The following is a 12,070-nucleotide window of genomic DNA, read 5'->3' as shown; positions in this document are numbered from 1 at the left end:
CGGCCCGCTTCGACTGACAGGCAGATCCGCCGTTGATCGTCTTCTTCGCGCTGCTGCCGGCCTATTTCCTGTCGATCTTCTACCGGTCCTTCCTGAGCGTGATCGCCGAGCCGGTGATGAGCGATCTCGCCATCGGTCCTGGCGAGTTCGGTCTGCTCGGCGCGGCCTGGTTCACGACCTTCGCGATCGCGCAGTTCCCGATCGGCTGGGCGCTCGACCGGCTGGGCCCGCGCCGCACCGTGACCGCCGCCATGGCGGTGGGCAGCGCCGGCGCCTTTCTCTTCGCGCAGGCAAACGGCGCGGTGTCCGGCACGCTGGCGATGGCGCTGATCGGCATCGGCTGCGCGCCGATCTTCATGGCGAGCCTGTTCCTCTTCGCCCGGACGGCCGAGCCCGGGCGCTTCGCCTTCCTGACCTCGGTCTTCATCGGGCTGGGATCGCTCGGCAATCTGGTCGGCGCCGCGCCGCTTGCCATCGCCGCCGCCCGCTTCGGCTGGCGCCCCTCGATGCTGGCGATGGCGGGCTGCTTCCTGCTCGCCACCGCGCTGGCCGCTCTCCTGATCCGCGACCCTGTTCGCGCCGAGAGCGCCTCGGGCAAGGCGGAAGGCCTGCTCGCCGGCCTCGCCAGCATCCTGAAGCTGCGGCCGCTCTGGCTGCTCGCCCCGATCACGCTGACGGCCTATGCGATCCTGGCGACCGCACGCGGCCTCTGGGTCGGCCCCTACATGACGGCTGTTCACGGCTTCGACGCCGTTTCGGCCGGCAACGCCGCGACCGCGATGGCCGTGACGATGGTCGCCGGCGCCTTCATCTATGGTGGGTTCGAAAAGGCGCTCGGCCGGGTCAAGCCGCTGGTGTTCTGGGGCACGCTGGGCACCGCAGTCTGCTTCGCGCTGCTCGCCGCGTTCGGCGCAGGCTCCTCGCTCCTCGCCGTCGTCCTGTTCGCGCTGATCGGTGCCGTCGGTTTCACCTATGCCATTCTGATGGCCCATGCGCGCCTGTTCTTCCCGGCGCATCTGCTCGGGCGTGGCATGACGGCGGTCAATTTCCTCTTCATCGCAGGCGCCGCCCTGACCCAGTCAGGCTCGGGCTGGTTCATCGCCAGCCAGCGCGCCGCCGGCCTCGACGCGGCCACGACCTTCGCCCATCTGCACTGGGCCTTCGCCGCACTCCTGCTGGCTTCGGCGGCGATCTACGCCTTCACGCCGGAGCGGCCGAAGGCCTGAACCACGCTTGCGGCGAGGTCCTTCCGGTATTACCTACAACGTGGTCGGTAATACGGAGGCTGCAATGGCGACGACGGTCACCAGCAAGGGGCAGGTCACAATTCCCAAGCCCATCCGTGACCGGCTCGGCATCGAGCCGGGCACCGCCGTCGATTTCCGGATGGATGCGGGCGGTAACGTTGTCCTGCTGAAAGCCGATGGGTCGCGCCCACGAAGCCGGTTCGAAGCAGCCCGCGGTGTTCTGGCGCCAAGTCCCAGCACGGACGAGATCATGGCACTCTTACGCGGTGACGATTGAGTGACCTTGATCGACACCAATGTCCTGCTTGATCTTTTCACCGACGATCCGAACTGGTCGGCTTGGTCTGCAGCACAGCTCGACAGACTGGCGCTCATGGGCCCGCTCTTGCTGAACGAGATCGTCTACGCCGAACTTTCGGTGAGTTTTGCAGCACCCGACGAGCTCGATGAAGCGCTGAATCGGATCGCCGTCGAAATGGCCCCGACACCTCGCAGCGCGCTGTTCCTCGCCGGCAAGGCTTACGGCCGCTATCGATCGGCAGGAGGAACCCGCACCGGGGTTCTGGCGGACTTCTTCATCGGCGCCCATGCCGCAGTCGCAAAGCTGCCCCTGCTGACCCGCGACGTCAGACGCTACCGCACTTATTTTCCGACGGTCGAGCTGATCACGCCCTGACAGGCAGCCTTCACCCCTCGTCCGGCGTCCGCGCCACGATCGCCAGCGCATGCACCCGCTCGGCGAGTTCCTGGGCCAGGGCGACGTTGACCAGCCGGTGACGGTCGAGCCGGCTCTTTCCGGCGAAGGCTGCCGCCACGATCTCGACCCTGAAATGGGTTTCGCCGCCCTCACGCCAACCGCCATGGCCCTGATGCTGGTGCGACTCGTCGATCACGTTCAGATGCTGCGGCGCGAGCGCCTGCTCGAGCTTGTTGGCGATCCGTTCAGCCATTCGGGTCATGATCGCGCCACCGTCGTGAGAGATTTCGTCGGGGCCGGTACCCGTCCGGCCCTTCTTCTGACCGACCTGTCGTCGCATGCTGCGCCGCACTTGCCGGTTCGCTTCCTGAGTCTCATAACCGTTCGACCATGAACTTCAACTCGCGCCTGTTCGACCGCATCAGGATCGGCCCTTCCGAGGCGGAAGCGGTCGAGGAATCCGATGCGCCGCGTTGCGACCATCCGGGCTGCAAGCGGCCGGGCGAATTCCGCGCGCCCCAGGGACGCGGTCGCGAAGGCAAGTTCTTCCTGTTCTGCCTGGAGCATGTGAAGGCCTATAACGCGACCTACAATTACTTCGCCGGCATGAACGACGAGGCCCTGGCGGAATACGCCAAGGACGCGGCCATCGGTCATCGGCCGACCTGGAAACTCGGCGTCAACTCCAAGGCGGCGCGAATGGCGCAGCGCGGGCGCGTCGCCGGCGGCGAGCAGGCCGATGTGCAGGATGCCTTCAACATCTTCGGAGCGAGACGGGCCCAGACGGCAGCGCAGCCGGAGCCGCGCGTCGGCGTTGTCGCCCGCAAGGCGCTGGAGGCGCTGGGGCTCGACGAGAATGCCGACGCCGCCGCGATCAAGGCGAAGTACAAGGAACTGGTGAAGCGCTTCCACCCGGATGCCAATGGCGGCGACCGCTCGCGCGAGGGCACGCTCCAGGAAATCCTGAAGGCCTATCAGCAGCTCAAATCGACCGGCATGGTCTGAAAGAGCCGTTCGCGTCCCTCACCCTGCCTCAGGCGTTGCCGAGCTGCGAGCGCTTGGCCCAGCCGGTCATCCGGCTCTCGACGATATCGACGATCGCCACCAGGAAGACGCCGAGCACGGCCAGCACGATCAGCGCGGCGAAGATCAGCGGCACGTTGAAATCCGCCGAGGCGCGCGTGATCAGGTTGCCGAGGCCGAGATTGGAGGCGTTCTGCTCGCCGATGACCGAGCCGACATAGGCCAGCGTGATCGATACCTTCAGCGCCCCGAAGAGATAGGGCAGCGAGCGCGGGATGCCGACCTTGGTCATGATGTCCATGCGGCTGGCGCCGAGCGCCTTCAGCACGTCCTCCGTCTCCGGCTCGATCGTGGCGAGCCCGGTGGCGACGTTGACCACGATCGGGAAAAACGAGATCACGAAGGCGGTGAGCACCGGCGGCAGCCAGCCGACGCCGAACCAGATCACCAGGATCGGCACCACCGCGACCTTCGGAATCGAGTTGAAGCCGACCAGCAGGGGATTGAGACCCGCATAGATCAGCTTCGAGGAGCCGACCAGCAGGCCCAGCGCCAGCCCGAACAGGATCGACAGCCCAAAGCCCAGCGACGTCATCCACAGCGTGTGGAAGGCGTTGGTGTAGAGCGGCTTCTGGTACTGGACCAGCGCCGCCCAAATCGCCGAGGGCGGCGGCAGGATGAAGGCCGAGATTGCGAAGGCCCGGCAGGCAATCTCCCAGATCGCGAAGAAGGCGAAGGTGAAGAGATAGGGCGCGAGCCTGAGCCAGGTCGAGCGGGTCATGCCACGGCCCTCGCCTCGCGGATATGCCCGCGCAGCTCGTGAACGATTTCGGCGAATTCAGGCGTGTAGGTCACGTCGAGATCGCGCGGCCGCGCGAAGCCGATCTCGCGCTCGGCGATGATCCGGCCAGGCCGCGCCGACATGCAGAACACCCGGTCCGCCAGGAACACCGCCTCGCGTAGATCATGCGTCACCAGGATGACGGTGACGCCGCGCTGGGCATGCAGGTCGCGGATCACGCACCAGAGTTCCTCGCGCGTGAAGGCATCGAGCGCGCCAAAAGGCTCGTCCAGCATCAGCAGCTTCGGCTCGTGGATCAGCGAGCGGCACAGCGAGGCGCGCTGCTGCATGCCGCCCGAAAGCTGCCAGGGGAATTTCGAGCCCATGCCCTTGAGACCCACCGTCTCCAGCAGCATCTCAGCGCGGGCAATGTACTCAGCCTTGTTCGCTCGCAGTCGCGAGCGATGCGGCTCGACGATTTCGAGCGGCAGCAGCAGGTTCTGCAACGTCGTCCGCCACGGCAGCATGACCGGGTTCTGGAAGGCCATCCCGGTGATCTTGATCGGCTCGGCGACCTCCCGCCCGTCAACGATCACCGTGCCGGACTTCGGCCGCTGCAGCCCGGTGGCGAGCTTCATCATCGTCGACTTGCCACAGCCCGACGGGCCGACGATCGCGGCGAACTCGCCCTCGCGGACCTTCAGCGACAGGCCGGCAACGGCCGGAGGGCCATCGCCGCCGCCATAGACATGGGTGACATCGTGAAGTTCGACGAAGGCGGTCAATCCGGCTCTTTCCAAGCGCCGTCATCCCGGGCGGAGCGAAGCGCAGACCCGGGATCCATGCCGGAACGGTTCAGGCATGGATCCCGGATCGGCGCCGCTGACGCGGCTTGTCCGGGATGACCGTTGAGGGTCGTCCTTGTAAGAATCCGTCTTGCGAAAACTCAGAACACCCGCTCGGCCGAGGCCGGCAGGAAGGCGTCGGTGAAGGCATCACCGGCCTTGGCCTTGTCCTTGAAGGTGAAGGTCAGCGCGATCTGGTCGAGCGCCTTGTCCCAGCGGGCCTTGTCGATGCCACCGAAGCCGTTGGCCTTGACCCAGGGTGTCATCACGTTCTGGGCGAGCGTCATCTTCAGCCGCTCGAGCTCGACCTCGACCTTGGCGACGTCGTTGCGCTTGATCACGAGCTGCGCACCGAGCTCGGGATTGGCCACCGTGTCCTTGACGCTCTTGGTGATCGCCCGCAGCAGGCCGCGGACAGCTTCGGGCTTCTCGGCCGCGAATTTCGGCGAGACCATGATGACGTTGCCGTAGAGCTCGACGCCGTAATCCGACATCAGCATCACGACGATGTCGTCGACCGGCACGCCGCGCGACTTTAGATTGATGTAGGAGGAATTGGCGAAGCCGAAGACGGCATCGACCTCACCCGAGGCGAGCATCGGCTCACGGACCGGGAAGCCGACATTCTCCAGCCGCATCTTGCTGTCGTCGAGCTTGTTGACCGTCTTGAAGATCGGCCATTGCGCGAAGGCCGCATCGGCGGCCGGCGCGCCGAACTTCTTGCCCTCGAGGCTCTTGGCGTCGGCGGTGATGTCGCGGCTCTTGCGCCCGACGATCGAGAAAGGCGGCTTGTCATAGACCATCATCACCGCCTTGAGGTCGATGGTCGGATTCTCGTCGCGGAAGCGGATCAGCGAGTTCACGTCGCCGAATCCGACATCATAGGTGCCCGAGGCCACGCGCGGAATCGCCTCGCGCGAGCCGTTTCCGGTGTCGATGGTGACGTCCAGCCCCTCGGCTTTGAAATAGCCCTTCTCGATCCCCATCAGGAACAGCGCGGCGGGCCCCTCGAAACGCCAGTCGAGCGTGAAGCGCACCGGCGTCTGGGCCTGCGCGGCTGGAGCGAGCCCGACGAGCGCGGCGGCGAACCCGGCGGCGAGAACGAGGCGCCCGGCGCAGGAGCGCAGGCGTCCGAAGACGGGCGGGCAGGTCGGGGCGGGCATCGATGTCTCCTCGAAGGGTTCGATTGGTTGTTCGGCTGACCGCAGCAATCTTCATGCCGCGACGGCTTCCCACACTGAAGCAGCGGCGCCACCGGTCAAGCGGCAATCGGCGGGCGACAGCGCGCTGCGGCAATTTCGTGGCAGAATCGGGTTGCGCCGCTCTTGTCGCGACGCACCGGTGCCCCCATCTGCCGGATCGGTGGTACCGGGCCCCTCTGGCGGAGCATGTCTGGATGACGTGGCCGCGATGTCGGAACCGCCTTCGACATCAACGCAAACCATAGGCGCCCGGACATGGAACTTCTGCTTGCCGACTGGCTCGGCAAGCCGCTCTGGATGTGGAGCGGCTTTCTCGCGATCGTTTTCGCGCTTCTCGCTTTCGACCTCGGCCTGCTCAATCGCGGCGACAATGAAATCGGCATCGCCAAGAGCCTCAGGCTCTCGGCCTTCTATATCGGCTTCGCCTGTCTCTACGGCGCCGTCGTCTGGTGGGCCTTCGAGACAGGCAATCTCAAGACGACCGACGGCACCCATGCCGGCGTCACCTTTTTCACCGGCTTCTTCATCGAGAAGGCGCTGTCGATCGACAACGTCTTCGTGATCTCTCTGATCTTCTCCTTCTTCGCCATCCCGCGGCGTTACCAGTACCGCGCGCTGGTCTGGGGCATCATCGCGGTGATCATCCTGCGTGGCCTGATGATCGGCATCGGCGCGGCGCTGGTGCAGCAGTATGACTGGATCCTCTTCATCTTCGGCGCCTTCCTGGTCGCGACCGGCATCAAGATGCTCGTCGTGCCTGAGGCCGAGCCGGACATGTCGAAGAACAAGCTCATCCTCTTCTTCAAGAAGCGGATGCGCGTGACCGACAGCCTGCATGGCGAGCGCTTCTTCGTCCGGCAGCCGGATGCGGTGACCGGCCGCATGCTGATTTACGCCACGCCTCTGTTCCTGGCGCTGGTGGTGATCAACATCGCCGACCTCATCTTCGCGGTCGACTCGGTGCCGGCGATCTTCGCGATCACGACGGATCCGTTCATCGTCTTCACCGCCAACATCATGGCGATCCTCGGCCTGCGCGCGCTCTATTTCGCGCTGGCCGCGATGGTCCACCGCTTCGAGTATCTGAAGACGGCGCTCGCTCTGGTGCTGGTCTTCATCGGCGGCAAGATCTTCTGGAACCAGATCTTCGGCAAGGTCGACCCCGCGATCTCGCTCGGCGTGACGCTGGCGCTGATCCTCGGCGGCGTGGTCTTCTCGCTCTGGAAGACCCGCGGCCAGGCAGCCCCCAGGCACGCGGAGTGACGCCATCCCGGCGGCGCGCGGCTCACAGCGGCAGCGCGCCGTCGGTCTTCACCTCCTCCATCACCGCATAGGTGCGCGTCTCGCGCACCGCCGGAAGAGCCAGCAGAACCTCGCCCAGAAACCGCCGATAGGCGTTCATGTCGGCGACGCGGGTCTTCACCAGATAGTCGAACCCGCCCGCCACCATATGACACTCCAGAACCTCCGGGGCCCGCTTCACCGCCGCCGCGAAGCGCTCGAAGGCGTCGGGCGTTGTCTTGTCGAGATAGACCTCGACGAAGACGAGCAGGTTGAGCCCGAGCTTGAGCGGGTCCAGCGTCGCGCGATAGCCTGTGATGTAGCCGTCTCGCGTCAGCCGCTTCAGCCTCTCGCCCGCCGCCGTCGGCGACAGCCCGACCTTTTCGGCCAGTTCCACGCCGGCCATGCGGCCGTCTCCCTGGATCAGCGACAGGATGCGGCGGTCGGTTCGATCGAGCACGGGATGAATCTCGGCAAAGGGCTTTCTTGACCATAAAAGATAAGGCCTGAACGCCGAAACAGCCAATTGATATGAGGCCCTGGACGGATGATTCTTCAGATCATCCACCGCATCGGTTCGGAGCCCCTCCATGGTCGCCCATCTTCCGCCCTTTCGTGCTCCCTTCGCCGATGATGACGGCGAGATCGCTGCGCAGCTGCTGGCCGGAGCGCGCCGCGAACCGGCGGCGAAGCCCCGCATCGACGCCCGCGCGACGCAACTGATCGAGGCGATCCGCAGCCGCAAGGTCGGACTCGGCGGCATCGAGGAGCTGCTGCGGGAGTATTCGCTCTCGACGCGCGAGGGCCTGGCCCTGATGGTGCTGGCCGAGGCGCTGCTGCGCGTGCCCGACGCCGCCACGGCCGACCGGCTGATCGAGGACAAGCTCGGCCAGGGCGACTTCGCCCACCACGAATCGAAGTCGGACGCCTTCCTGGTTTCCGCTTCGGCCTGGGCGCTCGGTATCACGGCGCGCGTGATTCAGCCCGGCGAGACGCCGACCAGCATCATCGGCGGCCTCGCCAAGCGGCTGGGCGTGCCGACGGTGCGCACCGCCACCCGCCAGGCCATGCGCGTCATGGGCAACCATTTCGTGCTGGGCCAGACCATCGAGGAGGCGCTCAAGCGTGCCGGCTCGAAGAGCGGCAAGCTCTACCGCTACTCCTTCGACATGCTCGGCGAGGGGGCCCGGACGCAGGCCGACGCCGACCGCTACTTCGCCTCCTATGCAGCCGCGATCGAAGCCATCGGCCGATCGGCCGGCAATGCCGCGCTGCCGGACCGGCCGGGCATTTCGGTCAAGCTCTCGGCCCTGCATCCGCGCTACGACGCCACCAACCATGAGCGCGTGCTGGCCGAGCTGACCCCCAAGGTCATCGACCTCGCCCGCCAGGCGAAGCGCTACGACCTCAACTTCACCGTCGACGCTGAAGAGGCCGACCGGCTCGAGCTCTCGCTCGACATCATCGACGCCGTCGTGGCCGATCCTTCGCTCGCGGACTGGGACGGCTTCGGTCTCGCCATCCAAGCCTATCAGAAGCGCGCATCGGCGGTGATCGCCCATATCGGCGCACTCGCCGAGAGCCACGGCCGGCGCATGATGGTGCGCCTCGTCAAGGGCGCCTATTGGGACACCGAGCTGAAGCGTGCCCAGGAGCGCGGCCTGGCGGATTATCCCGTCTTCACCCGCAAGGCGATGACCGACCTGAACTACGAGGCCTGCGCCGCCCAGCTGCTGGCGCTGCGCCCGCGCATCATCCCGCAATTCGCCACCCATAACGCCCAGACGGTGGCGACCGTCGCCGAGATGGCGGGGTCGGCCGACGGCTTCGAGTTCCAGCGCCTGCACGGCATGGGCGAGGCGCTCTACGAGAAGCTGCTCGCCGGCTCAGAGGGCTTCGCCTGCCGGACCTATGCGCCGGTCGGTGGGCATCAGGACCTGCTCGCCTATCTGGTCCGCCGCCTGCTCGAGAACGGTGCCAACTCCTCCTTCGTCAGCGTCTCCGGCGACCCCGACGTGCCCGTGGCGCAACTGCTCGTGCCGCCAGCGGACATCATCGGCCAGCCCGGCGCGGCGCGGCACCGGCGCATCCCGCTGCCGGCCGACCTCTTCGGCCCGTCCCGCAAGAACTCGGCCGGCGTCGAGTTGGGCCATGCCGAGAGCCTGGCGGCCCTTCTCGCGGAGATCGCGGTGGCCGCCGGCAAGCCCTTCCCGGAGGCCAGCCCGATCATCGACGGCAAGAACATGAGCGGCCCGACCCGCGAGATCCGCTCGCCCATCGACAACCACGTCATCGGCCGTGTCACGGAAGCCGACGCGGCGACCGCCGCCCGCGCCATGGCGGCGGCGAAGGCGGGCTTCCCCGCCTGGAACGCCACCCCGGCCCGCACGCGCGCCGCGGCCCTGCGCAAGGCCGCCGACCTCATGGAGGCGCGGCGCGGCCTGCTACTCGCCCTGCTTCAGGCAGAGGCCGGCAAGACGCTCGACGACGCCCTCTCGGAGGTGCGCGAGGCGGTGGATTTCTGCCGCTACTACGCAGCCGAGGCGGAAGCGAAGCTCGCGACGCCGACCGCCCTGCCCGGCCCGACCGGCGAGGACAACCGCCTGATCCTGCGCGGACGCGGCGCCTTCCTCTGCATCGCGCCCTGGAATTTCCCGCTGGCGATCTTCGCCGGCCAGATCGCGGCCGCCCTCGTCGCCGGCAACAGCGTCGTCGCCAAGCCGGCCCCGCAGACGCCGCTGATTGCGGCCATGGCCGTGCGCCTGCTGCATGAGGCCGGCATCCCGGCCTCCGCGCTGCATCTCGTGCCGGGTGATGGCGCGGTCGGTGCGGCCCTCGTCGCGCACAGGGATGTGGCCGGCGTCGCGTTTACCGGCTCGACCACGACCGCCCGCGCCATCAACCGCGCCCTGGCGGCCAAGGACGGCCCGATCGTTCCGCTCATCGCCGAGACGGGCGGCCTCAACGCCATGATCGTCGATGCCACCGCGCTGGCCGAGCAGGTCGCCGACGATGTCGTGATGTCGGCCTTCCGTTCGGCCGGCCAGCGCTGCTCGGCGCTGCGCTTGCTCGTCGTCCAGGACGACGTCGCCGACAAGATGATCGAGATGATTACCGGCGCCGCCCGCGAGCTGAAGCTCGGCGATCCCCGCGCGATCGACACCCAGATCGGCCCGGTCATCGACGCCGCCGCAAAGCACCGCCTCGACGGCCATATCGACGCGATGCGCAAGCTCGGCCGCGTCTCCTGGGCCGGACAGGCGCCCGCCCTCGGCGGCACCTATGTGGCGCCTCATGTCGTGTCGCTCGGCAGCGTCGCCGACCTCTCCCAGGAGCATTTCGGCCCGATCCTGCATGTCGTGCGCTGGAAGGCCGGCGAACTCGACAGGGTCATCCACGACATCGAGGCGACCGGCTACGGCTTGACGCTCGGCGTCCATTCGCGGATCGAGACCACGGTCGAGCAGGTCACGAGCCGGCTCTCCACCGGCAACATCTATGTCAACCGCAACATCATCGGCGCCGTCGTCGGCGTGCAGCCCTTCGGTGGCCACGGCCTCTCCGGCACCGGGCCGAAGGCCGGCGGCCCACACTATCTGATGCGCTTCGTCACCGAGCAGACGGTGACGATCAACACGGCCGCAGCGGGCGGCAATGCCAGCCTGATCGCGATGGGGGAGTGAGCCCCTTCCTTCTCCCCTCGGGGGAGAAGGTGGCAGCGCGAAGCGCTGACGGATGAGGGCAGCACCTCGTCGGAAAAGACAAAAGGGCCGCTTGCGCGACCCTTCCATCATCCGGCTGCTTCGCAGACACCTTCTCCCCCACAGGTGAGAAGGGAAAATCACGCCGCCTTGCGGGTCTCGAAGACGTGCTTGAACTCGCGCAACTGCACCAGTATGTCGTGCAGGCGCTTCTTCTCGTCCTCGTCCTGCGAGCCCGTCAGCCTGGTCTCGGCGCTCAAGATCTCTTGGTCGAGCACCGCGGCGTTGACGTCCTCGAGGAAGCGGCCCTGCTCCGCCAGGATGGTCGTCGAGGCGGCGTTGATCTCGACGAGACCGCCATTGACGAAGAATTCCTTGCCGTTGCTGCCGGTTGTCTGGACGAAGACGATGCCCGCCTTCAGCGTCGCGACCAGCGGCGCATGGCCGGCCAGCACCGTCATCTCGCCCTCGACCGAGGGCACGATGACGCTGACGACGTCACCGGAGAACAGGATGCGCTCCGGCGAGACGAGTTCGAACTTGAAGGTGGCCATCGGGTCTCTTTCCGCCGGTTACAGCCGGATCAGGCCGCTTCGGCCGCCAGGCGCTGGGCCTTCTCTATGGCTTCGTCATTCGAGCCGACCATGTAGAACGCCGCTTCCGGCAGATGGTCGTACTTGCCTTCGACCAGGCCCTTGAAGCCCTTGATCGTGTCCTCGAGCGCGACCAGCTTGCCCGGCGAGCCGGTGAAGATTTCCGCGACGAAGAAGGGCTGCGACAGGAAGCGCTCGATCTTGCGGGCGCGGGCCACGGTCAGCTTGTCCTCTTCCGAGAGCTCGTCCATGCCCAGGATCGCGATGATGTCCTGCAGCGCCTTGTAGCGCTGGAGGATCTGCTGGACCTGGCGCGCCACGCTGATCTTGTCGTCTTCAGACAACTCGTCCATGCCCAGAATGGCGATGATGTCCTGCAGGGCCTTGTAGCGCTGCAGCGTCTGCTGCACCTGACGGGCGATGTTGTAATGCTCTTCGCCCACGACGAGCGGAGACAGCATGCGCGACGTCGAGTCGAGCGGATCCACCGCCGGGTAGATGCCCTTTTCGGCAATCGAGCGCGATAGCACGGTCGTCGCGTCAAGATGCGCGAACGAGGTGGCGGGCGCAGGGTCGGTCAAATCGTCGGCCGGCACGTAAATGGCCTGCACCGAGGTGATCGAACCCTTGTTGGTGGTGGTGATGCGTTCCTGCAGCTGGCCCATGTCCGTGGCGAGTGTCGGCTGATAGCCCACGGCCG

The 12,070-nt window shown here is 66.7% G+C and carries 13 protein-coding genes; 6 read left to right on the top strand and 7 right to left on the bottom strand.

Annotated features, from left to right (window positions below; all coding sequences use genetic code 11):
• The first annotated feature begins 32 nt into the window (after nt 1-32).
• The 3 genes from Q8M82_RS19840 (at nt 33) to Q8M82_RS19830 (ending at nt 1,923) form a co-directional block, all read left to right on the top strand.
• On the top strand, nt 33-1,226 hold the full coding sequence (locus tag Q8M82_RS19840; protein ID WP_305693019.1) for an MFS transporter: 1,194 nt from the start codon (nt 33-35) through the stop codon (nt 1,224-1,226).
• Nucleotides 1,227-1,290: 64 nt separating this feature from the next.
• A complete protein-coding gene (locus Q8M82_RS19835; protein WP_305693018.1) occupies nt 1,291-1,524 on the top strand; it encodes an AbrB/MazE/SpoVT family DNA-binding domain-containing protein in 234 nt (77 codons plus the stop codon).
• Nucleotides 1,525-1,923, top strand: coding sequence for a type II toxin-antitoxin system VapC family toxin (locus tag Q8M82_RS19830; RefSeq protein WP_305693017.1), 399 nt, complete (start codon nt 1,525-1,527; stop codon nt 1,921-1,923).
• Nucleotides 1,924-1,933: 10 nt separating this feature from the next.
• On the opposite strand, the gene Q8M82_RS19825 is transcribed toward Q8M82_RS19830, so the two are convergent.
• Nucleotides 1,934-2,197 (bottom strand): BolA family protein, encoded by a 264-nt coding sequence (locus Q8M82_RS19825; RefSeq protein WP_305693016.1) that lies wholly within the window; start codon nt 2,195-2,197, stop codon nt 1,934-1,936.
• A 137-nt stretch (nt 2,198-2,334) separates the two neighbouring features.
• Between Q8M82_RS19825 and Q8M82_RS19820 the strand changes: the two genes are divergently transcribed.
• Nucleotides 2,335-2,949 (top strand): J domain-containing protein, encoded by a 615-nt coding sequence (locus tag Q8M82_RS19820; protein WP_305693015.1) that lies wholly within the window; start codon nt 2,335-2,337, stop codon nt 2,947-2,949.
• A gap of 28 nt (nt 2,950-2,977) precedes the next feature.
• Here the strand turns inward: Q8M82_RS19820 and Q8M82_RS19815 are convergent, their stop codons facing one another.
• The 3 genes from Q8M82_RS19815 to Q8M82_RS19805 all read right to left on the bottom strand — a co-directional run bounded on the left by Q8M82_RS19815 (nt 2,978) and on the right by Q8M82_RS19805 (nt 5,756).
• The gene (locus Q8M82_RS19815; protein ID WP_305693014.1) at nt 2,978-3,748 is read right to left on the bottom strand and encodes an ABC transporter permease; all 771 of its coding nucleotides are present in this window, start codon (nt 3,746-3,748) and stop codon (nt 2,978-2,980) included.
• On the bottom strand, nt 3,745-4,533 hold the full coding sequence (locus tag Q8M82_RS19810) for an ABC transporter ATP-binding protein (protein ID WP_305693013.1): 789 nt from the start codon (nt 4,531-4,533) through the stop codon (nt 3,745-3,747). The genes Q8M82_RS19815 and Q8M82_RS19810 overlap by 4 nt, the downstream gene beginning before the upstream one ends.
• Nucleotides 4,534-4,694: 161 nt before the next feature.
• Nucleotides 4,695-5,756, bottom strand: a complete 1,062-nt coding sequence (locus tag Q8M82_RS19805; RefSeq protein ID WP_305693012.1) for an ABC transporter substrate-binding protein — start codon at nt 5,754-5,756, stop codon at nt 4,695-4,697.
• A gap of 294 nt (nt 5,757-6,050) precedes the next feature.
• On the opposite strand from Q8M82_RS19805, the gene Q8M82_RS19800 reads away from it, so the two are divergent.
• On the top strand, nt 6,051-7,058 hold the full coding sequence (locus Q8M82_RS19800; protein ID WP_305693011.1) for a TerC family protein: 1,008 nt from the start codon (nt 6,051-6,053) through the stop codon (nt 7,056-7,058).
• A gap of 22 nt (nt 7,059-7,080) precedes the next feature.
• On the opposite strand, the gene Q8M82_RS19795 is transcribed toward Q8M82_RS19800, so the two are convergent.
• Nucleotides 7,081-7,536 (bottom strand): Lrp/AsnC ligand binding domain-containing protein, encoded by a 456-nt coding sequence (locus tag Q8M82_RS19795; RefSeq protein ID WP_305693010.1) that lies wholly within the window; start codon nt 7,534-7,536, stop codon nt 7,081-7,083.
• A 130-nt stretch (nt 7,537-7,666) separates the two neighbouring features.
• Between Q8M82_RS19795 and putA the strand changes: the two genes are divergently transcribed.
• Nucleotides 7,667-10,759, top strand: a complete 3,093-nt coding sequence (gene putA / locus Q8M82_RS19790) for a bifunctional proline dehydrogenase/L-glutamate gamma-semialdehyde dehydrogenase PutA (protein WP_305693009.1) — start codon at nt 7,667-7,669, stop codon at nt 10,757-10,759.
• A gap of 158 nt (nt 10,760-10,917) precedes the next feature.
• Here the strand turns inward: putA and Q8M82_RS19785 are convergent, their stop codons facing one another.
• Nucleotides 10,918-11,331 (bottom strand): F0F1 ATP synthase subunit epsilon, encoded by a 414-nt coding sequence (locus Q8M82_RS19785; protein WP_305693008.1) that lies wholly within the window; start codon nt 11,329-11,331, stop codon nt 10,918-10,920.
• A 29-nt stretch (nt 11,332-11,360) separates the two neighbouring features.
• Nucleotides 11,361-12,070 (bottom strand): ATP synthase beta subunit C-terminal domain-containing protein (locus tag Q8M82_RS23470; protein WP_465248086.1); only part of this gene is annotated, 710 nt, incomplete at its 5' end.

This window comes from Allobosea sp. (assembly GCF_030694325.1).
In the GTDB taxonomy this organism is placed as follows: Bacteria; Pseudomonadota; Alphaproteobacteria; order Rhizobiales; family Beijerinckiaceae; genus Allobosea.
This window is presented reverse-complemented; position numbering and strand designations above follow the sequence as displayed.

Bases quoted from the DNA above. Each gene is read 5' to 3' on its own strand.
- Q8M82_RS19835 (WP_305693018.1), top strand. From the start codon at position 1,291: ATGGCGACGACGGTCACCAGCAAGGGGCAGGTCACAATTCCCAAGCCC.
- Q8M82_RS19800 (WP_305693011.1), top strand. From the start codon at position 6,051: ATGGAACTTCTGCTTGCCGACTGGCTCGGCAAGCCGCTCTGGATGTGG.
- Q8M82_RS19815 (WP_305693014.1), bottom strand. From the start codon at position 3,748: ATGACCCGCTCGACCTGGCTCAGGCTCGCGCCCTATCTCTTCACCTTC.
- Q8M82_RS19805 (WP_305693012.1), bottom strand. From the start codon at position 5,756: ATGCCCGCCCCGACCTGCCCGCCCGTCTTCGGACGCCTGCGCTCCTGC.
- Q8M82_RS19785 (WP_305693008.1), bottom strand. From the start codon at position 11,331: ATGGCCACCTTCAAGTTCGAACTCGTCTCGCCGGAGCGCATCCTGTTC.
- putA (WP_305693009.1), top strand. From the start codon at position 7,667: ATGGTCGCCCATCTTCCGCCCTTTCGTGCTCCCTTCGCCGATGATGAC.
- Q8M82_RS19825 (WP_305693016.1), bottom strand. From the start codon at position 2,197: ATGGCTGAACGGATCGCCAACAAGCTCGAGCAGGCGCTCGCGCCGCAG.
- Q8M82_RS19820 (WP_305693015.1), top strand. From the start codon at position 2,335: ATGAACTTCAACTCGCGCCTGTTCGACCGCATCAGGATCGGCCCTTCC.